General features: G+C 73.0%; 23 protein-coding genes. 9 read left to right on the top strand and 14 right to left on the bottom strand.

Features of this window, described 5'->3' with window-relative positions:
- Positions 1–53: 53 nt before the first annotated feature.
- Entirely contained in the window at positions 54–611 is a 558-nt protein-coding gene (locus ABEA81_RS21220; RefSeq protein ID WP_345606988.1) for a helix-turn-helix domain-containing protein, read from the bottom strand.
- 40 nt (positions 612–651) lie between these two features.
- On the opposite strand from ABEA81_RS21220, the gene ABEA81_RS21215 reads away from it, so the two are divergent.
- Positions 652–1179 carry a GNAT family N-acetyltransferase gene (locus ABEA81_RS21215; protein ID WP_345606987.1) on the top strand — a complete coding sequence of 176 codons (528 nt, stop codon included), beginning with the start codon at positions 652–654 and terminating at the stop codon, positions 1177–1179.
- A 105-nt stretch (positions 1180–1284) separates the two neighbouring features.
- Here ABEA81_RS21215 and ABEA81_RS21210 read toward each other — a convergent pair whose 3' ends face one another.
- On the bottom strand, positions 1285–1602 hold the full coding sequence (locus ABEA81_RS21210; protein ID WP_345606986.1) for a hypothetical protein: 318 nt from the start codon (positions 1600–1602) through the stop codon (positions 1285–1287).
- Positions 1603–1833: 231 nt separating this feature from the next.
- On the opposite strand from ABEA81_RS21210, the gene ABEA81_RS21205 reads away from it, so the two are divergent.
- Together ABEA81_RS21205 and ABEA81_RS21200 are read left to right on the top strand one after the other, a co-directional pair.
- The gene (locus tag ABEA81_RS21205; RefSeq protein WP_345606985.1) at positions 1834–2103 is read left to right on the top strand and encodes a hypothetical protein; all 270 of its coding nucleotides are present in this window, start codon (positions 1834–1836) and stop codon (positions 2101–2103) included.
- A 120-nt stretch (positions 2104–2223) separates the two neighbouring features.
- Positions 2224–3036 carry a mechanosensitive ion channel family protein gene (locus tag ABEA81_RS21200; protein WP_345606984.1) on the top strand — a complete coding sequence of 271 codons (813 nt, stop codon included), beginning with the start codon at positions 2224–2226 and terminating at the stop codon, positions 3034–3036.
- A 126-nt stretch (positions 3037–3162) separates the two neighbouring features.
- On the opposite strand, the gene ABEA81_RS21195 is transcribed toward ABEA81_RS21200, so the two are convergent.
- The 3 genes from ABEA81_RS21195 to ABEA81_RS21185 are packed head-to-tail and all read right to left on the bottom strand — an operon-like array spanning position 3163 to position 7015.
- Positions 3163–5463, bottom strand: a complete 2301-nt coding sequence (locus tag ABEA81_RS21195; protein ID WP_345606983.1) for a xanthine dehydrogenase family protein molybdopterin-binding subunit — start codon at positions 5461–5463, stop codon at positions 3163–3165.
- On the bottom strand, positions 5460–6515 hold the full coding sequence (locus ABEA81_RS21190) for an FAD binding domain-containing protein (protein WP_345606982.1): 1056 nt from the start codon (positions 6513–6515) through the stop codon (positions 5460–5462). Before ABEA81_RS21190 ends, ABEA81_RS21195 begins: the two co-directional genes overlap by 4 nt.
- Entirely contained in the window at positions 6512–7015 is a 504-nt protein-coding gene (locus tag ABEA81_RS21185) for a 2Fe-2S iron-sulfur cluster-binding protein (RefSeq protein ID WP_345606981.1), read from the bottom strand. The genes ABEA81_RS21190 and ABEA81_RS21185 overlap by 4 nt, the downstream gene beginning before the upstream one ends.
- Positions 7016–7090: 75 nt before the next feature.
- Here ABEA81_RS21185 and ABEA81_RS21180 point away from each other — a divergent pair, with 75 nt between their 5' ends.
- A complete protein-coding gene (locus tag ABEA81_RS21180) occupies positions 7091–7744 on the top strand; it encodes a TetR/AcrR family transcriptional regulator (RefSeq protein ID WP_345606980.1) in 654 nt (217 codons plus the stop codon).
- Between the two features lie 6 nt (positions 7745–7750).
- Here the strand turns inward: ABEA81_RS21180 and ABEA81_RS21175 are convergent, their stop codons facing one another.
- The 5 genes from ABEA81_RS21175 to ABEA81_RS21155 all read right to left on the bottom strand — a co-directional run bounded on the left by ABEA81_RS21175 (position 7751) and on the right by ABEA81_RS21155 (position 11574).
- A complete protein-coding gene (locus ABEA81_RS21175; protein ID WP_345606979.1) occupies positions 7751–8134 on the bottom strand; it encodes a DUF6401 family natural product biosynthesis protein in 384 nt (127 codons plus the stop codon).
- A 97-nt stretch (positions 8135–8231) separates the two neighbouring features.
- Positions 8232–8522 (bottom strand): hypothetical protein, encoded by a 291-nt coding sequence (locus ABEA81_RS21170; protein WP_345606978.1) that lies wholly within the window; start codon positions 8520–8522, stop codon positions 8232–8234.
- 103 nt (positions 8523–8625) lie between these two features.
- Positions 8626–9396 carry an IclR family transcriptional regulator gene (locus ABEA81_RS21165; RefSeq protein WP_345606977.1) on the bottom strand — a complete coding sequence of 257 codons (771 nt, stop codon included), beginning with the start codon at positions 9394–9396 and terminating at the stop codon, positions 8626–8628.
- A 55-nt stretch (positions 9397–9451) separates the two neighbouring features.
- Positions 9452–10222 (bottom strand): enoyl-CoA hydratase, encoded by a 771-nt coding sequence (locus tag ABEA81_RS21160; protein WP_345606976.1) that lies wholly within the window; start codon positions 10220–10222, stop codon positions 9452–9454.
- Positions 10223–10224: 2 nt separating this feature from the next.
- On the bottom strand, positions 10225–11574 hold the full coding sequence (locus tag ABEA81_RS21155; RefSeq protein ID WP_345606975.1) for an SLC13 family permease: 1350 nt from the start codon (positions 11572–11574) through the stop codon (positions 10225–10227).
- A 119-nt stretch (positions 11575–11693) separates the two neighbouring features.
- Between ABEA81_RS21155 and ABEA81_RS21150 the strand changes: the two genes are divergently transcribed.
- Together ABEA81_RS21150 and ABEA81_RS21145 are read left to right on the top strand one after the other, a co-directional pair.
- Positions 11694–12866 carry a pyridoxal-phosphate-dependent aminotransferase family protein gene (locus ABEA81_RS21150; protein ID WP_345606974.1) on the top strand — a complete coding sequence of 391 codons (1173 nt, stop codon included), beginning with the start codon at positions 11694–11696 and terminating at the stop codon, positions 12864–12866.
- Positions 12863–15823 carry an FAD-binding and (Fe-S)-binding domain-containing protein gene (locus tag ABEA81_RS21145; protein ID WP_345606973.1) on the top strand — a complete coding sequence of 987 codons (2961 nt, stop codon included), beginning with the start codon at positions 12863–12865 and terminating at the stop codon, positions 15821–15823. Before ABEA81_RS21150 ends, ABEA81_RS21145 begins: the two co-directional genes overlap by 4 nt.
- A gap of 106 nt (positions 15824–15929) precedes the next feature.
- On the opposite strand, the gene ABEA81_RS21140 is transcribed toward ABEA81_RS21145, so the two are convergent.
- Positions 15930–16877 carry an asparaginase gene (locus ABEA81_RS21140; RefSeq protein ID WP_345606972.1) on the bottom strand — a complete coding sequence of 316 codons (948 nt, stop codon included), beginning with the start codon at positions 16875–16877 and terminating at the stop codon, positions 15930–15932.
- Between the two features lie 108 nt (positions 16878–16985).
- Between ABEA81_RS21140 and ABEA81_RS21135 the strand changes: the two genes are divergently transcribed.
- Positions 16986–18137: a sensor histidine kinase gene (locus ABEA81_RS21135; protein ID WP_345606971.1), complete on the top strand. Its 1152-nt coding sequence runs from the start codon at positions 16986–16988 to the stop codon at positions 18135–18137.
- The gene (locus tag ABEA81_RS21130) at positions 18134–18811 is read left to right on the top strand and encodes a response regulator transcription factor (RefSeq protein ID WP_345606970.1); all 678 of its coding nucleotides are present in this window, start codon (positions 18134–18136) and stop codon (positions 18809–18811) included. Before ABEA81_RS21135 ends, ABEA81_RS21130 begins: the two co-directional genes overlap by 4 nt.
- A gap of 9 nt (positions 18812–18820) precedes the next feature.
- Here the strand turns inward: ABEA81_RS21130 and ABEA81_RS21125 are convergent, their stop codons facing one another.
- Entirely contained in the window at positions 18821–19483 is a 663-nt protein-coding gene (locus ABEA81_RS21125) for a class I SAM-dependent methyltransferase (protein ID WP_345606969.1), read from the bottom strand.
- A 122-nt stretch (positions 19484–19605) separates the two neighbouring features.
- Between ABEA81_RS21125 and ABEA81_RS21120 the strand changes: the two genes are divergently transcribed.
- The gene (locus ABEA81_RS21120) at positions 19606–20895 is read left to right on the top strand and encodes an MFS transporter (RefSeq protein ID WP_345606968.1); all 1290 of its coding nucleotides are present in this window, start codon (positions 19606–19608) and stop codon (positions 20893–20895) included.
- Here the strand turns inward: ABEA81_RS21120 and ABEA81_RS21115 are convergent.
- Positions 20864–21757, bottom strand: coding sequence for a DMT family transporter (locus ABEA81_RS21115; protein ID WP_345606967.1), 894 nt, complete (start codon positions 21755–21757; stop codon positions 20864–20866). The genes ABEA81_RS21120 and ABEA81_RS21115 overlap by 32 nt on opposite strands.
- A gap of 53 nt (positions 21758–21810) precedes the next feature.
- On the bottom strand, positions 21811–22419 hold the full coding sequence (locus ABEA81_RS21110; protein WP_345606966.1) for a GNAT family N-acetyltransferase: 609 nt from the start codon (positions 22417–22419) through the stop codon (positions 21811–21813).
- Positions 22420–22484 lie beyond the last annotated feature (65 nt).

Here is a 22484-nt window from a genome sequence, read left to right as displayed (position 1 = left end):
CGACCGGCACCGCCAGGGGCGCGGGTGTTCACCGCGGGGGAACGGCCCGTCCTTCAGCGGCGGGTCAGGGCCACCACGTAGCGGCAGGCCCGGTCGGTCGGGTTCACGTACGCGCGCGCCACGGGTGGGCCGAACTGGAGGCAGTCGCCCGCGTCGAGCTCGTGGAGGACGTCGCCCTCGTGCAGCCGCAGGTGCCCGTCGAGCACCCAGACCTGCTGGTGGACATCCGGGTAGGCGTCGGCCGCGAACGCGACCCGTGCCCCGGCGGGCAGCTCGATCTCCACCAGCTCCAGCGGGCGTCCGCTGGCCGGCGACACCGTCCGCCGCCGGTAGCCGCTGGCGGGATCGGTCCAGACGGGCTGGTCGGCGGCACGCACGAGCCGGCCGCCGCCGTCCTCCGCGCGTGCCACGAGCTCCGAGAGCGTCATCCCCAGCGCGTTGGCGAGGCGGGCGAGCAGCACGGCCGTGGGCTGCGCCTCGCCCCGCTCGACCTTCGTGATCATCGCCCGGGAGACGCCCGCCCCGTCGGCGAGCGCGCTGACCGTCAGGCCGCGTGACCTGCGGGCCTCCTGCAGCGCGGCGGCGAGAGACGCGGTGAGGGTTTCGGACACAGCTGTCACTATAGTGGCGAAACTGCTTATCATCGTCGTCATGAAGGTCCGCGCAGCCACCGAGGGGGACGCCGCCGCGTGCGCGGCGATCTACGCGCCCTACGTCACCGACACCGCGATCACGTTCGAGCTCGAGCCGCCGACCATCGAGGAGATGGCCGAGCGGATCGCGGCGGCCGAGCGCGCCCACGCCTGGCTCGTGCTCGAGGACCTCGAGGACGACGGCCGCGTCGTCGGCTACGCGTACGGCGGCCCGTACAAGGCGCGCGCCGCCTACCGCTGGTCGTGTGAGGTCAGCATCTACCTGGAGGCCGGCCGGCGCCGCACCGGCGGCGGTCGCCAGCTCTACGAGGCGCTGTTCGCGCGGCTCGCCGAGCGGGGCTACCGCACGGCCGTCGCCGGCATGACGCTGCCGAACGAGGCGAGCGCAGGCCTGCACCGGGCGCTGGGCTTCGAACCGGTCGGCACCTACCGGCGGATCGGCTGGAAGCACGGCCGCTGGCACGACGTGGCCTGGATGCAGCGGACACTCGCCGAGGCCGCCGACCCCCCGGCGGAGCCGCGCTAGGCGGCGGTGACCGGCGGCGCTCGACGGTGGCGGCGGTGGCGGCGGTCGCGGCGACGTGCCGCTCGTTGCGGCCGGCGCTCGTGGGAGCCTCGGGGACCCGGGCGATCAGGCGCGCACACGCACGACGACCTCGGTGTCGGTGACCTGCTCGACCGCGACCGTGAACCCGCCGGCCTCGGTCTGACCGCCCACCGGCACGGTGACCTGCTGGCCTGCCACGGCGAGCTGCGCGGTGCCGTCCTGCACGCCGACGAGGCGGGCCTCGACCCCCAGGACCGAGACGGCGGCGTCGCCGCTGCGCGGGAACGTGACGGTGCAGCCGTCCAGCCCGCAGTCGACGTTCGAGCCACCGCCGCCACAGCCGGTGACGAGGACCAGCGCGGCAAGAACGGACATCACGGACAGAACGACACGACGGGTCACGAATCGCAGGGTACTGGACAGCGGTGACGGCGGCGCCGGTGCGGCATCACCGCCGATCCCGATCTCGGCGCACAGCGCGGTGGAACGAACGGACCGTGCGGGCAGATGCATTTGCAGAAGAAGGTTGCAGAACCCTCTTGCGGATGCAAGCAGAGAGCGACAGACTGGCTGCGGTGGGTGGTGTGCCCCGTGGGCGGCGGTCCGACGGGGACCTGTGACGGAGTGGGGGCCGTGAGCAGACCGCGAGGGCAGTCGGGGCCGACGGAGCTCGGCGGGAGCTCCACCATCGCCGTCACCTGCGTCATGGACGGCCGCTGCCATTCGGTCCCCGACGAGGAACTCGCGATCGGCATCACCCATCGAGGCGGCCAGTACTCCGCGGTCTGCGGCCACGTCGTCACGCCTGCGCCGATGGTCGCCCCCGACGGCGACCCCTGTCCCGTGTGCGCCGAGCGCGACGCGAGCCACCGCAGCAGAAGGGTTCGCCGTTTCCGGCGCTGACGTGGGGTTTCACCCCCCTTCGGTGTGACCGCCGGTAGTGCGGAAATTGCGTGAACAGGGTGTGGAGCGGGTTGGGATGGGCATCCGAAGGATGCGACATCCAACGACCTGGGAGTACCGATGTTCGACAACCTCGTCGCAGCGTTCGGCGACGCGATGCGCACGGTCGCGGTGTTCGTGCCGCAGCTGCTGCTGTTCCTGGTCATCCTGCTCATCGGGTGGCTGATCGCAAAAGCCCTGCGCAAGCTGACCAACACGGTTCTGGAGCGACTGCATTTCGACCGCGCGGTCGAGCGCGGCGGAATCGGGCAGGCGCTCGCCCGGTCGAAGTACGACGCCAGCGATCTGATCGCGATGGTCGTCTACTACGCGGTACTCCTGCTCACCCTGCAGCTCGCGTTCGGCGTGTGGGGGCCGAACCCGATCAGCGTGCTGCTGACCGGGATCGTCGCGTTCCTCCCGCGGATCGCGGTGGCGATCATCATCGTGGTGGTGGCCTCGGCGATCGCGGCCGCCGTCAAGGACCTCATCACGAGCGTCACGGGCGGGCTGTCCTACGGCAACGTCCTCGCGAACATCGCGTCGATCTTCATCATCGCCCTCGGCGTGATCGCCGCGCTGAGCCAGATCGGCGTCGCGATCGCCGTCACGATGCCGGTGCTGATCGCGGTGCTGGCCACGATCGCCGGCATCATGATCGTCGGCGTGGGTGGCGGCCTCATCCGGCCGATGCAGCAGCGCTGGGAGCGCTGGCTCGACCGGGCCGAGCAGGAGGCACCCCAGGCCCGGGCCCACGCCCAGGCGTACGCGCGCGGCCGCGAGGACGCCGCGCGTCCCACCCCGGGGGCGCACGCCGAAGTGACCGACCCCGTCGGCACCCGCATGGACGTCGACCCCGCGGCCGACCCCGCCGCGGACGTGCGCAAGTCGTAGGAGCTCCCTCCACAGCACCCGGCGGGGTCGGATGTCTGATGCGTAGGCCGGCCCCGCCGCGGCCCAGCTGGTTGCAGCCCGGACGCCGCAGTTCTAGAACGCCGCAGTTCTAGAACGCCGCAAGTTCTACAGGAGGCGGTCCGGCGTCAACGGGAGATCCCGGACGCGGACGCCCGTGGCGTGGTGCACGGCGTTGGCCACGGCGGCCGCGACCCCGGTGATGCCCACCTCCCCCACCCCGAGCAGGCCGAGCGGGGTGGTGGGGTCCGGCTCGTCGAGGTAGGAGACGTCGATCGCGGGGACGTCGGCCTGCACGGGCACGTGGTAATCCGCGAGGCTCGCGTTCATGATGCGGCCGCTGCCGGGGTCGACCTGCGTCTCCTCCGACAGCGCCGCTCCGATCCCCATCACGATCCCGCCGCGCAGCTGGCTGGTGGCGGTCTTCGGGTTGATCACCCGGCCGACGTCGAACACGGCCACCCAGCGCGTCACCCGGACCTCGCCGGTGTCCTCGTCGACCGCCACCTCGCAGAAATGTGCCCCCGTGGCCGCGCGGACCTGGCGCCGCTGGTCGTTGACCATGCCGGCGATGAAGCGGAGCTGGCCCGCGACCCGGCCGACCGACGTCCGGGCACCGACGCGGCCCTCGAGGGAGGGGCGCCCGGCGCGGGCGAGGATCTCCCCGTAGGTCTCGCCGGAGCCGTCCGCCGCGAAGAGGCCGCCGTCCCGCGCCGCGAGCTCGTCGATCCGCCGCCCGCGCAGCGGTGAGCCGGGCGAGCGGCGGGCGAGCGCGAGCGCCGAGCGCCTCAGCTCCTCGCAGGCCCGCAGCACGCTCGCCGCCGCGGTGGCGGTCTGCCCCGATCCCCCGGCCATCGGCCCGACGGGCAGCGCGGAGTCGCCGAGCTCGACCGTGACCGCCTCGACCGGGACGCCGAGCGCGTCCGCCGCGATCTGCGCCTGCACGGTCGCCGCACCCACACCGATCTCGTGCAGGGCACATCGCACCAGGACGGTGCCGTCCATCCCCAGCCGGACCGTGACGTCGGCGGTGAGCTGGATCGGCATGTGGAAGGCGGTGGCGACGCCCCAGCCGAGCAACCGCCGCCCGTCGCGCATGGACCGCGGCTCCGGCGGCCGGTCGGCCCAGCCGAACCGCTGCGCCCCGCGGGCGTAGGCGGCGCGCAGGTTGCGGCGGGTGAACGGCTTGCCGCCGAGCGGGTCGCGCTCCGGCTCGTTGCGCATGCGCAGTTCGACCGGGTCCATGCCGAGCTCGTAGGCCAGCGCGTCCATCCCGGACTCCAGCGCGAACGTGCCGACGGCCTCGCCCGGTGCCCGCATCGCGGAGTTCGGCAGCATGTCGAGCGTTGCGGCGCTGTGGCGGACGAGGATGGTGCGCGCCGCGTAGAGGTGCCCCGACTGGGATCCCACGCGCTCCGGCATCCCGCCGACCCGTCCCACCTGCGACACCCCGGTGTGCACGAGCGCGGTCAGCGCGCCGTCGCGTTCCGCGCCGAGCGCCACCCGCTGGACGGTGGGGGCACGCCCGCCGACCGTCCGGAAGACGGCCTCCCGCGACAACGCCAGCCGGACCGGGCGCTTCGCGACCCGGGCGGCCATCGCGCACAGGACGGTGCCGGCCCAGACGAACCCCTTCCCCCCGAACCCGCCGCCGACGTTGGGGGCGATCACCCGGACCGACTCGACCGGCACGCCGAAGCGCAGCGCGAGGTGCCGGCGCGCGAAGTCCATCGACTGGGTGCTGTCGTGGACGGTGAGCCGGTCGCCGTCCCACACGGCGGTGGTGGCGTGCGGCTCGATGGCGTTGTGGTTCTGGGGTGGGGTGGTGAAGCGCAGGTCGACCGAGACCGGAGCGGCGGCCAGTGCCTGCTCGGCGTCGCCCTTGCGGCCCCCGTCAGGGATGATCGGGAGCCCGCGCGCGGGCGCGGCCGAGTCCTGCGCACCGAGGAAGTCGGTGACGGCGGGCCCGGCGGCGTAGCTCACCCGCACCAGCCGGGCGGCCTCCACCGCAGTCTCGAGCGTCTCCGCGACGACGACCGCGACCGGCTCGCCGTTCCAGTGCACCTCGTCGCTGCCCAGGTAGTTCACCTTCGTCCCGGACGCCATGGTGCTCAGGTCGAGCGGGTTGATCCGGGCGGGCGGGGGTTTCAGCGGGGGCGCGTTGCGATGAGTGATCACGGCGAGGACACCGGTCAGGGCCTCGGCGGCGGCCGTGTCGATGGCGGTGATCCGCCCCCGCGCGATCGTGGCGTGCACGAGCGTGGCATGGGCGAGGTCCGGGTAGGGCCGGTCGGCCGTGTACTCGGACGCACCGGTGGTCTTGACCGCCCCGTCGAGGCGGTCGATCGGCCGCCCGACCGCGGGCGTGGTGGCCGTGGTGGGGCGCGTGCGCTCCGGTGCCTGGGTCATGCCGCACCCCCCTCGGTGCCGTCTGCTCGCTCCGCGGAGCTCCGCTCGGTGCCGTCTGCTCGCTCCGCGGAGCTCCGCTCGGTGGCCAGCTGGCGCAATGTCGCGACGACCGTGCGCTGCACCAGCTCGATCTTGAACGCGTTGTCGGGCCTCGCGACCGCGGGCGCCAGCTCGGCGGCGGCCGCGCGGCGGAACGTCTCGTCGGTGGCCGGGGCGCGCAGCAGGAGTCGCTCGGCCTCGCGCGCCCGCCACGGCGTGGTGGCGACGCCGCCCAGCGCGAGCCGCACATCGACGACCTCGCCGTCGCGGACCTCGAGCGCGGCCGCCACCGACACCAGCGCGAACGCGAACGAGGCGCGGTCGCGCACCTTGCGGTACCGCGACGTGCGGGCGACCGGCAGCGCGGGCAGCTCGACGGCGGTGATCAGCTCGTCCGCCGCGAGCCGGGTCTCCACGTGCGGGGTCTCGCCGGGCGGGCGGTGCAGCTCCGCGAGCGGGATGCGGCGGGTGCCGCGCACGCTCTGCACCTCGACCACCGCGTCGAGCGCGACCAGCGCCACCGCCATGTCCGACGGGTGAGCCGCGATGCAGTGCTCGCTGGTGCCGAGCACGGCCATGCCCCGGTGCAAGCCGCCGAGCGCGGCGCACCCCGAGCCCGGCTCCCGTTTGTTGCAGCTGGCCGCGTGGTCGCGGAAGTAGGGGCAGCGGGTGCGCTGCAGGAGGTTGCCGCCGACCGTCGCCATGTTGCGCAGCTGACCCGACGCGCCGGCGAGCAGGGCCTGGGCGAGCACCGGGTAGCGGGACCGGACCAGCCGGTCGGCGGCGAGGTGGCTGTTGCGCACCACGGCGCCGATCCGCAGACCACCCCCGGGCAGCTCGTCCATCCCCGCCAGGGGCAGCGCGGTGACGTCGACGAGCGTCTCGGGCCGCTCGACGTCCTCGCGCATGAGGTCCACGAGGTTGGTGCCACCGCCCAGCGGCCGGGCCCCGGCCGCGACCGCGTCCAGCGCCGTCGGGAGATCGGGCGCGCTGAGGTATCCGAAGGGCCTCATCGGGCCACCCGCTCGATCGCCCCGACGATGCCCTCGTAGGCACCGCAACGGCACAGGTTGCCGCTCATCCGCTCCTTGATCTCGGCCTCGGTCAGCGCGATCTCGGCGGCGTCCAGGTCCGGCGTGACCGCGCTCGGCATTCCCGCGCGGTGCTCGGCGAGCATCCCCAGCGCCGAGCAGATCTGGCCGGATGTGCAGAAGCCGCACTGGAACCCGTCCTCGCTGATGAACTGCTGCTGCAGCGGGTGCAGGTGCTCGGGCTGCCCGACGCCCTCGATCGTGGTGATGTCACGCCCGGCGTACTGCACGGCCAGCGCGAGGCAGGCGGCGATCCGCTCGCCGTCGACGAGCACCGTGCACGCGCCGCAGGCGCCCTGGTTGCACCCCTTCTTGGTGCCGGTCAGCCCCAGGTGCTCGCGCAGCGCGTCGAGCAGGCTGACCCGTGGATCGAGCGCCAGGAGCTCGGTCGTTCCGTTGACGCGGAGCTTCACGGGGATCACGCGGCCACAGTAAGGGAACGCCGTTGACTTAACAAGACAACGCCGTTGCCGTATCCGCGAGCTATGGTCGTCGCGATGACCACGAAGGCCGGCTTCCTGCGCGCGCGGCGGCCCGAGCAGAAGCAGCAGCGCTACGCCGCGATCCTCGACGCCGCGCGCGAGCTCGCCCTGCGCGACGGGGTGGGCGCGGTCAGCCTCGCCGGTATCGCGGCCGAGGTGGGCATGCACAAGTCGGCGCTGCTCAAGTACTTCGAGACGCGCGAGGAGATCTTCCTGCGGCTCGCCGAGACGGAGTTCCACGAGTGGGCCGCCGGAGCCCTCGCCGCACTCTCGACAGCGGGCCCCGAACCCCGCCAGGTGGCCGACGTCCTCGCGCACTCGGTGGCCGACCGGCCGCTGTTCTGCCAGCTGCTGCTGTACTCACCGCTCACCCTGGAGCGCAACGTGTCGCTGGAGGTCGTGCGCGCGTTCAAGCAGGCCGTCAACGCGTCGCTCCAGCAGGTGGTGCCCGCGCTGCAGCGGGCGCTTCCCGCGCTCGACGCGGAGGCGTGCTTCGACCTGTTCGCGATGTCGGGGATCGCGGCCGCCGGGCTCTGGCAGGCGGCGCACCCTTCACCGCAGGTGGCCGCCCTGCACGCGGAGGACCCCCACATGGCCCTCCACCCGGACTTCAGGGCCTCGCTCGTGCGGTTCGTCCGTACCTACCTCGCGGGCCTGCTGGCGAGGTGAGGCGGCTCAGGCCTCGAACAACGGGGCGGGCGAGCGGCGCCAGCGGTCGTCGCGGCTCAGCGCGCAGACGGCGAGCACGCGGACGGTGAGCCAGTCCGCCCTGTGCCAGCACTCCCCCACCGCGGCCCGCAGCCCGGCCGCGTCGGTGCCGGCCTGGTCGAGCAGGCCCTTGGCGTAACCGGCGAGGAGAACGGCCGCCGCGGCCGCAGCCGAGCCCTCGACGCCGAGCAGCAGGATGTCCCGCACGCCCGCGGCGTGCTGGTCCACCGCCGCCAGCAGCGCGGGAACGCCCGCCGCGGCGGCGAGCCCTGCGTCACCCACCTGGTCCATCAGGCCGGCCAGCCAGCGCTGTGCGTGGTGATCGGCGACGTGGTCGAAGAAGCCTGCCACGGTCGGGGAGGTTATCTCCCCTGATCGGTCGCCGGTTCATCCGGTGACCGAACACGCAGTAGTCGTCGTCCGGAAGTCGTCGTCCGGGCAGTCGTCGTCAGAGCCAGATGCCGGGCCCGCCGAACGGCCCGCGCGCCTCGCGGCCCGCGTCCCGTTCGCTGGGTTCCACGGCATCGGCCGTGCGCAACAACCACCAGACCGAACCGAACGCCGCGACCACGACCACGGCGAAGACCGAGCCCGTCAGCGCCACGAGCCCCAGCACGATCGAGATCATGGCCCACTCCGGCACCGTCGTCTCGCCGGGGCGGGCGCAGGGGTCCTCCCCGGCATCGTGCCGGCGCACGGCTTCGGCGAGCTGCTGATCGTCGTCAGCGGTCCACTCCATGCCGCTCACCTCCCTAGTCGGGGGTACCCGCAACGGCCTACCAGCCATGCGGCCGCTTCGCATCCGGCAACCGGGGGAGTAACCCAGAAGTGTTACCGCGTCTTCACGCCATCGCCCCACGGGCGGCCAGGTGCCCGGCGAGCGCGGCGGCCGCCGCCTGCAGCATCGGCACGATCCGCTCGACGGCCGCCCACGTCACCCGGGTGTCGGGACCGGAGACCGAGAGCGCGGTGGACGCCGGGCCGCCCGGCACCGCGACGGCCACGCAGCGCACGCCCAGCTCCTGCTCGGCGTCGTCGACGGCGTAGCCCTGCGCCCTGATGCGCTCCAACTCCCGCTCGAGCCGGTCCGGGTCGGTGATCGTGTGCGGGGTCTGGGCCGCCATCCCGGCCCGGGCCATCATCGCGCGGACCTCGCCGGACGGAAGCTGGGCCAGCAGCACCTTCCCGACGCCGGTGCAGTGCACCGGCACCCGCCTGCCGACCTCGGTGAACATCCGCATCGAGTGCCGCGACGGCACCTGAGCGACGTAGACGACGGCATCCCCGTCGAGCATCGCGAGGTTGGCCGTCTCACCGGCCTGGTCGACGAGCTCGGTGAGCTGCGGGCGCGCCCACTCACCGAGCATCCGGGACGCGGCCTCGCCGAGCCCGATCAGGCGCGGGCCGAGCGCGTACCGGCGCGACGGGAGCTGGCGGACGTACCCGGACGCCACCAGCGTGCGGACGATGCGGTGGATGGTCGGCAGCGGCAGCCCGGACCGGGTGGCCAGCTCCGAGAGCGCGACGGCCCCTCCGGCGTCGGCCATGTGCTCCAGGAGCGCGAACGCGCGGTCGAGGGACTGCACGCCACCGCTGCGGTCCGGCTGGCTCACTGCGCCCACCGTGCTCCTCCTGCCAGGTCCGGGCCTCCAGGTTAGGCCGTGGCGCTCACGCACCGGTCCAGGTGGCGCGCTCCTTCCGGGCGAAGGCGGCCACCGCCGACGCGAAGTCCGCGCTCCCGTACACGCGGGCGACGATGTCGTCGCCCTCCGGGAGGCCGGCCCGCCGCAGTCGCGCGACCGTCTGCTTGGTGGCCCACATCGACAGCGGCGCGTGCGACGCGAGCGTGGCGACTGTCTCGGCGAGCGCGGCGTCGAGCGCCGCGGAGTCGTCGACGAGCTGGGTGACGAACCCGGCGGCGTGCGCCTCCGCGGCGTCGAGCAGGCGGGCGCGCAGGAGCATGTCCAGGGCGCGCGAGCGACCGAGGTGCGCCATCAGCAGGGCGCACGTGTCCATCGACAGGCAGTTGCCCAGCGTCCGCGCGATCGGCACGCCGAACCGCGCTGCGGTGGTCGCGATCCGCAGGTCGCACGTCGCGGCGAGGGCGAGTCCGCCGCCGACGCAGTAGCCGTCCACCGCGGCGACGGTGGGGACCGCGGTGTCCTCCAGCCGGCGCAGCACCCGGGTCATCCGCTCCTCGTACGCGACGCCCGCCGCACCGTCGAATCCCGCGAACTGGGCGATGTCGGTGCCCGAGACGAACGACTTCCCGCCCGCCCCGCGCAGCACGAGCACCCGGATGTCCGGGTCGGCGTCGGCCTTCTCGCAGGCGTCGTGCACACCCTCGTACATCGCGAACGTGAGCGCGTTGTGCGCCTGCGGCCGGTTGAAGGTCACCCGCAGGACCGGGCCGTCCTGCTCGACGAGGAGATCAGTCATGCCTACAGCCAACCCGGAGCCACCAGGATCAACCAGGTCACGATGGGTGTGATCAGCACCATCGTGAAGCCCCACTGCATGAGCCTGCGGTAGACGTAGTCGCGCTCCGACTCCGGCGTGTTCGCCACGGTGAGCGCGCCCGACGTGGAGTACGGGCTGGAGTCGACGACGGACGACGAGATCGCCAGCGCGGTGACCACGCCGATGGCCCCGAGCTGGCCCCCGAGCAGCAGCGGGACGGCGAGCGGGATCAGCGCGGCGAGGATGCCGGTGGTGGAGGCGAACGCCGAGACCACCGCGCCGATGTAGCAGATCAGCAGCGCGGCGATCAGGGGGACGCCGACGCCCGCCACCGCCTCGCCCACGAAGTCGATCGTGCCGTTCTCCTGCATCAGGTTGACGTAGGTGACGATCCCGCAGACCAGCAGCACCGTCGGCCACGCGACCTGGGCGACCGCACCCTTGTACGAGTTCGGGGCCACCAGTGAGAGCACGACGGCGGCGGTGACGGCGAGCAGGCCCACGTCGAGCTGGAACGCCAGTGCGCCGATCGCCACGCCGAGCAGCGCCACGAGCGTGAGCGAACGGTTGAGGTCGAGCGTGGTGACCGTCCGGTGCTCGCCCTCGGTGAAGGCGGCCCCGGTCGCGCCCGTTGTGGCGCCCTTGGCCGCCCCCGGCCCACCCGCGGGCGAGACCTCGGTGGCGCCCACGCCGGCCGGCTCCTCGACCACGCGGCCCATGAGCTGCCGCCCGCCGAACAGGAAGAACATGACGACGTTGAGCACGATGTTGAACACGAGGCTGCCCAGGAAGAGGGTCACCGGACTCCCGGGCAGCCCGGCGCCCGCCACGACGCCGTTGGTGATCCCGCCGAAGATGCTGATCGGCGAGAAGCCGCCCGCCGTGGCCCCGTTGATGATCGACAGGCCCATGAGCACCGGGTTGATCCGGTGCTGCACCGCGAGGCTGAGCCCGATCGGCGCGATGATCGCGACGGCTGCCGGCACCACCGATCCGAAGGCGGTGAGCAACGCGGTGACCGCGAACATGATCCACGGGATGAGCCAGATGCGGCCGCGGACCCCCTGCACCGCTCTGTGGACCAGCCAGTCGACCGTGCCGTTCGCCCTGGCTATCGCGAACAGGAACGTGACGCCGACCAGCGTCACGAACAGGCTGCCCGGGAAGCCGTCGAAGATCCCGTCGGCGACGTCGTCGGGCGACCCTTCCAGGACGATCGAGCCGATGAGGAACGCCGCGACCAGCGCGATGGCGCCCAGGTTGATGGGGAGCAGGGTGGCGATCACGAACGCGACCACCAGGACGAGGATCGAGATCACGTGAATGGACATGGGCACTTCCTCACGGCAGCGTTGTCGGAGGGTGTTCCGTATCGCGGAAGTCAGATTCCGGCTGGAGTATGGTTCGGACCACTCGGAGCGTCAACCCGAGATGCGACTTGGAGGTCCGCGTGCACATCACCGGAGGGCGCCACTTCCTGCAGATCCCCGGGCCCACGAACGTGCCCGACCGGGTGCTGCGGGCGATGGCCGCGCCCACGATCGACCACCGCGGGCCGGAGTTCGCCGAGCTGACGAAGGCCGTGCTGGCCGCGCTCGGTCCGGTGTTCGGCACGTCGGGGCCCGTCGTGATCTACCCGTCGTCGGGCACGGGGGCGTGGGAGGCGGCGCTGGTCAACACGCTCAGCCCGGGCGACCGCGTCCTGATGAGCGAGACCGGGCACTTCTCCACGCTCTGGTCCGAGCTCGCCGGTCGGCTCGGGCTCCAGGTCGAGGTGATCCCCGGGGACTGGCGCCACGGGGCCGACCCCGCCGAGATCGGCCGCAGGCTCGCCGCCGACCGGGAGAACACGATCAAGGCCGTCTGCGTGGTGCACAACGAGACGTCGACCGGCGTCACCAGCCGCGTGCCCGACGTGCGCGCAGCGATCGACGAGGCGGGCCATCCGGCGCTGCTGCTCGTCGACACGATCTCCTCGCTCGCCTCGATCGACTACCGCCACGACGAGTGGGGCGTGGACGTCACCGTCGCCGGGTCCCAGAAGGGCCTGATACTGCCGCCGGGCCTCGGCTTCAACGCGGTCAGCGAGAAGGCGTTCGCCGCGTCGCGCTCGGCGGGCCTGCCCCGCTCGTACTGGGACTGGGCCCCGATGATCGAGGCCAACGCGCGCGGGTTCTTCCCGTACACGCCGGGCACCAACCTGCTCTACGGCCTGCGCGAGGCGTGCGCGATGCTCGCCGAGGAGGGGCTGCCCCGGGTCTTCGCCCGCCACCAGCGGCACGCCGCGGCCACCCGGGCCGCGGTGCGCGCGTGGGGTCTCGAGGTGCTGTGCGCCGACGAGCGCGAGCACTCCGGCTCCCTCACCGCCGTGCTCCTGCCCGACGGCTACGACGCCGACGAGGTGCGGCGGGTGATCCTCGAGAAGTTCGACATGTCCCTCGGCGCGGGGCTCGGCAGGCTCGCCGGCAAGATCTTCCGCATCGGCCATCTCGGCCATTTCAACGACCTGACGCTCGCCGGCACCCTCGGCGGGGTACAGATGGGCTTGCAGCTCGCCGGCGTTCCGATCAAGCCGGGCGGTGTGGAAGCGGCACTGGAACACCTGCGGGAGGCAGCGTCTTGAGGGACGTCTCGAGGGTCGGAACCGAGCTCCAGCAGGCTCTCGACCGCGAGCTCGACGGCGAGGTCCTGTTCGACGACTACACCCGCCACCTCTTCTCCCGCGACGCCAGCATGTACTCGATCACGCCGATCGGCGTGGTCGCGCCTCGGCACGCGGGCGACGTCGTCACCGCGGTGCGCCTCGCGGGCGAGCACGGCGTGCCCGTGCTCCCCCGTGGCGGCGGCACGAGCCTCGCCGGGCAGACCGTCGGCGAGGCGCTGGTGCTCGACTTCTCCCGGCACATGAGCGCGATCGTCGAGCTCGACCCGGAGGCCCGCACCGCGCGCGTGCAGCCCGGCGTGGTGCAGGACCAGCTCAACCGGGCCGCCGCCCCGCACGGGCTGATGTTCGGGCCGGACACGTCGACGTCCAACCGCGCCACGATCGGCGGGATGATCGGCAACAACTCGGCAGGCAGCGGCTCCGTCCGGTACGGGATGACGATCGACCACGTCCGAGAGCTGGACGTGGTGCTCTCCGACGCCTCCACCGCGCGGTTCGGGCCGGTCGACGACGCCGAGCGGGCCCGCCGCGCAGGTGCGGACACCCTCGAGGGGCGGCTCTACCGCGAGCTACCGGCCCTCGTCGACGCGCACCGGGACGCGATCGCCACCGGCTTCCCCAAGTTCTGGCGCCGGGCGGGCGGGTACCGGCTGGACCGGCTCACCGAACCGGCCGATGGGGCCTCGTTCGACCTGGCCCGGTTCGTCGTGGGCTCGGAGGGCACGCTCGTCGTCGCCACCGAGGCCGTGGTCGGGCTCGTGCCCAAGCCCGCGAAGACCGTGATCGCGGTGGGGCACTTCCGTTCCACCCAGTCCGCGATCAACGCCACCCATGACGCGCTGTCCTGCGAGCCGTCGGCCGTCGAGCTGATGGACCGCACCATCCTCGACCTGTCCCGCTCGAAGCTCGAGTACGCCGCGCTCGGCGAGATCCTGCAGGACGACCCGGAGGCGCTGCTCTTCGTCTCGTTCAGCGGCGACGACCCCGCGGAGCTGAGGGCCCAGCTGGAGCGGCTCGACGCGGTGTGGAAGCGCAACGGCCACGGCTACCACACGCTCCTCGCCGAGACCCCGGCGCAGCAGTCGGCACTGCTCAAGGTCCGCAAGGCGGGGCTCGGGCTGCTGATGGCCGCCAGCACCGGCGCCAACCGGCCCGCGGCGTTCGTCGAAGACACCGCCGTCGGCCCGGAACGGCTCGCCGAGTACAGCGAGCGGTTCGCGAAGGTGCTCGAGCGGCACGGCATGCGCGCCGGTTTCTACGGTCACGCGTCGGTGGGCTGCCTGCACGTGCGCCCGTTCGTCGACCTCTCCCGCCCCGAGGAGGTCGCGAAGATGCGAGCCGTGGCCGAGGAGATCCGCGACCTCGTCGCCGAGTTCGGCGGCGCCAACTCCTCCGAGCACGGCGACGGCCTCGCCCGCAGCGAGTTCAACCGGCACCTGTTCGGCGACGAGCTCTACGAGGCCATGCGCCGGGTCAAGGGGATCTTCGACCCGCACGGGCGGATGAACCCCGGCAAGATCGTCGATGCCCCGTCGATGACCGACAACCTGCGGGAGCCCGCGCTGCCGCCGGCCGGGCCGCTCACCACGATGCTCGACCTCACGGTCGTCGCCGGCGGGCAGCACGGGATGCGCGGCGCCGCCGACCGCTGCCAGAACATCGGGTTGTGCCGCAAGGACGACACCGGCGTGATGTGCCCGTCCTACATGGCCACCCACCGCGAGGAGGACGCCACCCGCGGCCGGGCCAACGCGCTGGTCAAGGCGCTGTCCGAGCCCGACCCGCACACCGCCCTCGGCGACGAGCGGCTGCACGAGGTGCTCGACCTGTGCCTCATGTGCAAGGCCTGCAAGAGCGAGTGCCCGCTCTCGGTGGACATGGCCACGCTCAAGGCCGAGGCCCTGCACCACAAGCACGAGACGACGGGCATCCCGCTCCGCTCCCGGGTGTTCGCCGGGATCCGGGGCCTCAACCGGCTGGGGGCCGCGAGCGCGCCGCTGGCCAACCTCCCCAACCGCGTGCCCGCCCTGCGCAAGGCCTTCGCGAAGGCGATCGGCATCGCCCCGGAACGCCCTCTCCCCACGTTCGCCCAGGAGACGCTCCTGACGTGGTTCCACGGCTCCCGTGGACGTCAGCAAAGCCACTTTCAGGACGCCACGCGTCAGCAAAGCCACTTTGCTGACACGGGGAGCCGGGGGCCCCTCACCTTCCTCGGCGACTCGTTCACCTCCTTCACCGAGCCCGCGATCGGCATCGCCGCCATCGAGCTGCTCGAGCGGGCCGGGTGGGACGTCCGGCTGGAGTCGAGCGGCTGCTGCGGGCGGGCCGCGTTCTCCAAGGGCATGCTCGACCAGGCCAAGCGGCAGGCGTCCGGACTGGTGGACGCACTGGCGGGCACCGAGGGCCCGATCGCGGGCGTCGAGCCGTCCTGCGTGCTGACCCTCGGCGACGAGCACCGCGCCCTGCTCGGCGCCGACGACCCCCGCGTCGCCGACGTGGCCGGCCGCGCCCGGCTCGTCGACGAGCTGCTGGTCGAGGCCATCGACGACGGTGCACTGCGCCTGCGCGAGGACGCCTGGCCGGCCGGGCACCGGATCCTCTACCACGGCCACTGCCACCAGAAGGCGGAGGTCGGCACCGCAGCCACGGTGGCCCTACTCTCCCGGATCCCGGGCGCCGAGGTCGTCGAGGTCGATGCGGGGTGCTGCGGGATGGCCGGCTCGTTCGGGTTCGAGGCCGAGCACTACGAGGTGTCGATGAAGGTGGGCGAGGACCGCCTCTTCCCCGCGGTCCGCGCCGAGCCCGGGGCCACGGTCATCGCGGCCACCGGTGTCTCGTGCCGCCAGCAGATCGCGCACGGAACGACGCGGAGGGCTCACCACCCGGTGGAGCTGATCCGCGCGGCCCTCGTCTGAGCGCAGAGCGGCTCGTCACACACCAACGGTGGTGCTCATACAGCAACTGCAGTTCGTGTGCGGGCGCAAGAGTTGGTGTGCGAGCAGTCGCTTCGCCACTCGCCGGTCAGAGGGCCGCTTCGACCTCGCCCACCGCTTCGCCGTGGCCCAGCACCGGGACGTGGCCGACGTCGGCCAACCCCGAGACGCCGAGCGTCCCCAGGAGCGTCGTGACCACCGCCGGCAGCGGACGCGGGGAGCCGTCGGCGATCTTCACCGCCAGCGCTCCCCCGCCGGGTAGCGCCGCGGCGAACACGCCCTCCGCACCGTCCTTCGCGACGAGCCCGGGCACGGCCTCGATCAGCCGGGTGGGGAAGCGGCCGGTGCCGCCGACCCACCACGGGTGCGTGCGCACGGCCGTCGCCACGCGCTGCTCCGGCGTGCCTTCCGGGGCGGTGGCGATCCGCGCGAACGCGCGGGCCAGGCCGGCCGGCGTGCAGGAGAAGAGCGGGGCGCCGCAGCCGTCCACGGTGACGTGGGCCGGTACGCCGTCGCCGGTCAGCGCGGCGACCGCGGCCCGGACCGCCCGCTGCAACGGGTGGTCCGGATCCCGGTAGCCGGCGCGGTCCCAGCCCGCGGCCACGCAGGTGGCGAGCATCGCGGCGTGCTTGCCCGAGCAGTTCTGGGTGAGCGGTGTGGGCTTGTTCCCCGCGAGCACCCACGCGGTCGCGGCATCGGCGTCGAGCGGGAGGGCGGGGGTGTTGTCGAGGTCGGCCTCGTCCAGGCCCACGCCCGCCAGGACGCGGCGCACGCCCGCGAGGTGGTCCGGCTCGCCGGAGTGGCTGGCGCACGCGAGCGCGAGCAGCTCGCCGTCGAGGTCGAGCCCGCTGCGCAGCATCGCAACGGCCTGCACGGGCTTGAGCGCCGACCGCGGGAGGAACGCCCCGTCCGGATCGCCGCGGCGCAGCAGTTCCGATCCGTCCGGCGCCAGCACGACCGCGTGCCCCCGGTGCACCGACTCCGTCACCCCGCCGCGCACCACGCGCGCCACGACCTGTGCCCCGTCCTCGATCACACCGGCACGCTACGTCGTGCCCGCCGCCGTGCCGTACGCCGCAGGCAGTAGGACGAGGCACTCCCGCGGACGGAGGTGCGCAGGGCGATCGCGGGTTAGCGTCGGCACATGCGAACCGGCGGGCGTCCGACCTGGTGGGCGGGGGTCCTGCCCACCGTGGTGCTCCCCGTCGCCGTCGCCGTGTTCACCCTCGTCGGCACGACGTTCGCCCAGGAGTTCGGCACCGGCTCGCGCCACCTCGACGTGCTCGGCAGGCTGCTGCTGCTCGCCGGGCCCGCCGCGCTGGTCTTCCGCCGGTGGAACCCACCCGCCGTGTTCGCCGGGACCGCCGGGGTGCTCCTGGTCTACCTCGCCGCCGGCTACCCGTTCGGGCCGGTGCCGCTCGCGTCGATCGTCGCGCTCGGCACCACCGTCGGCCGCGGCCACCGGCGCGCGGGATACGCGATCGCCGCCGTCACCTTCGCCGGTGTCCTGGTGGTGTACGTGCTGCGCCACCCGGAACAGGGGTTCCCGCTGCCCGGCGCGTCGGGGTGGCTGGCGTGGATCGCCGTGTTCGTCGCGGCCGCCGAGCTGTGGCGGGCCCGGCGCGAACGCCGCGAGCAGGCGAAGGCCGCGGCGGCCGAGGCAGAGCGCCGCCGCGGCAGCGAGGAGCGGCTGCAGATCGCGCGCGACCTGCACGACGTGCTCGGCCACCACATCTCGCTCATCAACGTGCAGGCCGGCGTGGCGCTCTACCTGATGGACGACGACCCCGAGCAGGCCCGCTCCGCGCTGACCGCGATCAAGCAGTCCAGCCGCGACCTGCTGCGCGAGATGCGCTCCACCCTCGGCGTGCTGCGCGGGGTGGACGAGGAGCCGCCGCACCAGCCCGTGGCCGGGCTCGCCCGGCTGGACGATCTCGTGGAGGCCACCCGGGCCGCCGGGCTGCCGGTCACCGTCGAGGTCGGCGGCGAGCCGCGGGAGCTGCCGCCGAGCGTCGACACGGCCGCGTACCGGATCATCCAGGAGGCGCTGACGAACGCCCGCAAGCACGCGGGGCCCGCGCGGGCGTCGGTGCTGCTGACCTACACCGAGGACGGGATCACGATGCGGATCGACGACGACGGCACGGGCCCCGCGGGGAGCGCGGGAGGCGGCAACGGGCTCCCCGGGATGCGCGAGCGCGCCGCGGCTCTCGGTGGCACGCTCACGGCGGGCCCACGCCCGGGTGGCGGGTTCCGGGTGGACGCTCACCTGCTCACGACGGGAGGTTGCCGGTGATCGGCGTGCTGCTGGTGGACGACCAGGCGCTGGTGCGCGCCGGGTTCCGCGCGCTGCTGCGTGCGCAGCCGGACATCGAGGTGGTCGGCGAGGCCGAGGACGGCGCCACCGCCGTCACGATGGCCCGCGACACCAAGCCGGACGTCGTGCTGATGGACATCCGCATGCCGGGCCGCAACGGCCTCGACGCCACCAAGGACATCGTGGCCGACCCGCGTCTCACGGGTGTGAAGGTCATCGTGCTGACGACGTTCGCCGAGGACGCGTACGTCTTCGACGCCATCCGCAACGGCGCGAGCGGCTTCCTGGTGAAGGACATCGAGCCGGTGGAGCTGGTGCACGCGATCCGCGTGGTGCACGGGGGCGACGCGCTGCTCTCCCCCGTGGTCACGCGGCGCCTGATCGAGGAGTTCGCGGCGCGGGCCAAGCCGCCGCAGCCGGCCAAGCAGATCACGGCGTTGCTGGACCAGCTCACCGACCGCGAGCGCGAGGTGGTGGCGCTGGTGGCCGCCGGCCTGTCCAACGACGAGATCGCCGAGCGCCTCGTCGTGAGCCCGGCGACGGCGAAGACGCACGTCAGCCGGGCCATGATCAAGCTGGCCGCGCGCGACCGCGCGCAGGTGGTGGTGCTCGCGTACGAGAGCGGTCTCGTGCGCCCCGGCTGGACCGGCTGACGGCGGCCGTCAGGCCGGGCTTCCTGCTCCCCAGTAGAACGGTCCGGTCGTCGTGGCCCGAACCTCCACCCGCCATCCGACCCGGGCCAGTCGCTCCTCGAGCTCGTCCGGCCGGTGGGGCACCTTGACGGCCCGGTGGGCAGACCCGTCGTTCAAGCGGCGGAGGATCGTCGAGGACGACTCACCTTCGACGAGCTCGTCGGGCGTGCGGTACGCGTCGTCGACGAAGAACACGCGCCCACCCGGCTCCAGGCAGTCGGCGACCAGCGACCAGAACGACGCGAACCGCTCCAGCGGCACGTGCGAGAGCCAGAAGCCGAAGAAGACCACGTCGTACCGGCGGTCCGGTTCCCAGTCGAAGATGTTCGCCTCGACGAACCGCACGCGTTCGCCCTTGATGCGGGCCGAAGCGATCCCGATCATCTCGGGTGACGCGTCCACGGCCGTGACCTCCGTGGCGTGGCGGAGGAGCTGTGCGGTCCAGATGCCCGGGCCGCAGGCGAGTTCGAGAACGCTGCCGGTCGGCCCGAACGCGTCGAGGGCCGCCGATAGCTCGTCGCCGGCGTCGAACGGCAAGGCGTGGTCCTCGTACTCCGGTGCGACAGCGCGGTAGTAGCCGACCTGTTCGGCGAGGAGTTGATCGAGGTCACCGGCGGGGCAACGCGCGCTCATGGTCACGATGATCGCGCTGGCCCCCGCACGCCGGCAACCACGGTGCCAACCCACGGTTGACGGCCAGGTCCACGCGCTAGATCGTGTGCGCAGCACAGGAGGAGGTGGCCGGGGTGGACCCGATGTCGAAGGTCGCTGCCGCGGAGGCGGGTTCGCGCCCGAACCAGCTGCGGCGGGTGGCGCTCGCGAGCGCGGTCGGCACGACCATCGAGTGGTACGACTACTTCATCTACTCCACCGCCGCCGCGTTGGTGTTCGGCTCGCAGTTCTTCACCACGCTGGAACCGGCGTCCGCCACGCTCGCCGCGTTCGCGACGCTCGGCGTCGGCTTCCTCGCCCGGCCGATCGGCGGCATCATCTGGGGCCATTTCGGCGACCGGGTCGGCCGCAAGGCGATGCTCATCGCATCGCTGCTGCTCATGGGACTCGCGACGGTCGGGGTCGGGCTGCTGCCCACCTACGACCAGATCGGCCTGCTCGCACCCGTGCTGCTGCTCGTGCTGCGGCTGCTCCAGGGCCTGTCGGCCGGTGGTGAGTGGGGCGGAGCCGCGCTCATGGCCGTCGAGCACGCGCCGGAGGGGAAGCGGGGCCTGTACGGCTCGTACTCGCAGATCGGGGTGCCGGCCGGGCTGATCCTCGCCCAGCTGGTGTTCGTGGCCGTCGGCGTGCTCGACGACGAGCAGTTCGCCAGCTGGGGCTGGCGGCTGCCGTTCCTGTTCAGCATCGTGCTCGTCGGCATCGGGCTGTTCATCCGGCTGCGCATCGAGGAGAGCCCGGTGTTCGCGGCGTTGCGCGACGAGAACGTCCGGGCCCGGGTGCCGATGATGGACGTGCTGCGCGAGCGGCCCCGCGAGCTGCTGCTGGCCTCGGTCAGCTTCATCGCCAACACCGCGATCGGCTACGTCTTCCTCGCCTACCTGCTCTCCTACGGCACGTCGGTGCTGAAGGTCGACCGCACCACGATGCTGATCGTCGTGATCATCGGCAGCGTCTCGTGGCTGGTGAGCATCATCGTGTCGGCGCAGTGGTCGGACCGGGTCGGCCGCAAGCCCGTGTACCTCGTCGGCTCGGTGCTGCTGGTGGTGTGGCCGGTGCCGTTCTTCCTGCTCGTCGACACGAAGTCGACCGCATTGATGATCGTCTCGGTGATCGTCCTGACGATCGGGCTCGGCGCATCGTACGGCCCGCAGTCGGCGCTCTTCTCCGAGATGTTCGAACCCCGCTACCGCTACAGCGGCGCCTCGTTCTCCTACGCGGTCGGCGCGGTGATCGGGGGTGGGTTCGCGCCGCTGATCGCCACCGCGCTGCAGACCTCCACCGGCACCTCGCTCGCGGTGTCGGGGTACATGGTGGTGGTCGCGGTGATCAGCCTGATCGCCGTCATCTGCATTCGGGAGACCCGACGGGTGTGACGGCCTTGCGCGCCCGCGGCGCCGTGGCCAGCACGGAGCCCGCGAGGATCAGCGCGAACGCCACGACGATCGACGCGGTGAGCGGCTCCCCGAGCACGAGCACGCCCGCCGTGACCGCCACCGCGGGGTTCACGTACGTGAACACGAGCGCCCGCGACGGCCCGACCTCCCGGATGAGGGCGAAGAACACGAGGAACGCCAGCGCCGTGCAGAGCACGGCGAGGCCGGCGAGCGCGGCGAGCACCCGGCTGTCGGGCAGCGCGGCCGGCCAGGTGAGGACGGCGGGCGTGGCGTAGACGAGCGCCGCCCCACCGAGGCACACGGCCGTCATGGGGAGCGTGGGCACGTCGGCCAGCCGCCGCGCGGCGATGATCGGTGCCGTGGCGTAGCAGACCGCCACCAGCAACACCTCGACGATCGCCCACGGGCTCCCGTCGCCCAGCGCGGGCCCGGCGAGCACGGCCACGCCCGCGAACCCGACCGCGAGGCCCGCCCACCGCGCCGTCCCGAGCCGCTCCGCATCTCCGGTGAGGCGGCCGATCAGCACGGCGACGATCGGCGAGGCCGCGATGAGCAGGCCCGTCATCGAGCTGGTGATGTGGCGCTCCGCGTCCGACAGCAGCCCCCACGGGATCATGATCTCGATCGTCGCGAAGGCGAGCAGCGGGAGCCAGCGCTCCCGCAGCCACGCCGGCCGACCCGCGCGCAGCGCCAGCGGCAGCAGGACCGCCGCGCCGACCGCGGTGCGCGCGAACACGAGCACCGGGACCGACACGCCCCCCACGGCCACCTTGATCATCAAGTACGGGATTCCCCACAGGATGCCCATCGCCGCGAACAGCACCCACCCGCGACCGCTCATCGCTCCCCCTCCGGGAGCACGATACGACGCTCGCTGCGCGAGCGGGGCCGGCGTTACGCGGTGATCGTGGCGCGGCCGAGGAACGCGCCGCTCGGGAAGCCCGCCACGGCGATCTCGTGGAACCCCATCCGGTCGTAGAACGCCCGCGCGCGGGTGTTGGCCGGGTCCATCTGGAGGTGCACCCGAGGCACCCCCATCCCGCCCAGCGCCCGCAGGAACGTGGTCATGAGGGCCCGGCCGTGTCCGGCCCCCTGGTACCCGGGCAGCAGGTCGATGTGCAGGTGCGCCGGGTGGTCGGCCACCTCGGGCACGAGCATCCGCTCCGGGTTGTGGAGCACGCCGACCAGCCACTCGAGCGGCGTGGCGGGCCGCTCCGGCAACGGGTAGCGCTCGCCGAACCGGGGCAGCCACTCCTCCCGGAACCACTTCACGAAGGCCGCGGTGTCGGCCGTGCCGAGCACGTACCCGACCGCGGTGCCACCGTCGTCGAGTACGAATGCGAGCTCGGGCTCGCGGTCGACGTAGGGCAGCGCGAAGACACTCGGCAGCAGGTCGGGGTCGGGGAACCGCTCGCGGGAGTCGCCTCCGGAGTCGCCGGTGAGCACGCAGATCTCGGCGACGGCGGCGCGGTCCCCCGGCCGGTAGGGACGGATCACGGGCACCCCCGAACGCTACCGGTGACGGCATGCCACCGAGGTCGTGAGCGCATCGATGCTCCGGTCGCTCC

This window comes from Pseudonocardia adelaidensis, assembly GCF_039543345.1.
GTDB lineage: Bacteria > Actinomycetota > Actinomycetes > Mycobacteriales > Pseudonocardiaceae > Pseudonocardia > Pseudonocardia adelaidensis.
This window is presented reverse-complemented; position numbering and strand designations above follow the sequence as displayed.

What these genes read in the sequence shown, in the direction of transcription:
- ABEA81_RS21115 (WP_345606967.1), bottom strand. Translation starts at nt 21,757, where the DNA reads ATGAGCGGTCGCGGGTGGGTGCTGTTCGCGGCGATGGGCATCCTGTGG.
- ABEA81_RS21215 (WP_345606987.1), top strand. Translation starts at nt 652, where the DNA reads ATGAAGGTCCGCGCAGCCACCGAGGGGGACGCCGCCGCGTGCGCGGCG.
- ABEA81_RS21190 (WP_345606982.1), bottom strand. Translation starts at nt 6,515, where the DNA reads ATGAGGCCCTTCGGATACCTCAGCGCGCCCGATCTCCCGACGGCGCTG.
- ABEA81_RS21200 (WP_345606984.1), top strand. Translation starts at nt 2,224, where the DNA reads ATGTTCGACAACCTCGTCGCAGCGTTCGGCGACGCGATGCGCACGGTC.
- ABEA81_RS21180 (WP_345606980.1), top strand. Translation starts at nt 7,091, where the DNA reads ATGACCACGAAGGCCGGCTTCCTGCGCGCGCGGCGGCCCGAGCAGAAG.
- ABEA81_RS21120 (WP_345606968.1), top strand. Translation starts at nt 19,606, where the DNA reads ATGTCGAAGGTCGCTGCCGCGGAGGCGGGTTCGCGCCCGAACCAGCTG.
- ABEA81_RS21195 (WP_345606983.1), bottom strand. Translation starts at nt 5,463, where the DNA reads ATGACCCAGGCACCGGAGCGCACGCGCCCCACCACGGCCACCACGCCC.
- ABEA81_RS21170 (WP_345606978.1), bottom strand. Translation starts at nt 8,522, where the DNA reads ATGGAGTGGACCGCTGACGACGATCAGCAGCTCGCCGAAGCCGTGCGC.
- ABEA81_RS21160 (WP_345606976.1), bottom strand. Translation starts at nt 10,222, where the DNA reads ATGACTGATCTCCTCGTCGAGCAGGACGGCCCGGTCCTGCGGGTGACC.
- ABEA81_RS21135 (WP_345606971.1), top strand. Translation starts at nt 16,986, where the DNA reads ATGCGAACCGGCGGGCGTCCGACCTGGTGGGCGGGGGTCCTGCCCACC.
- ABEA81_RS21125 (WP_345606969.1), bottom strand. Translation starts at nt 19,483, where the DNA reads ATGAGCGCGCGTTGCCCCGCCGGTGACCTCGATCAACTCCTCGCCGAA.
- ABEA81_RS21155 (WP_345606975.1), bottom strand. Translation starts at nt 11,574, where the DNA reads ATGTCCATTCACGTGATCTCGATCCTCGTCCTGGTGGTCGCGTTCGTG.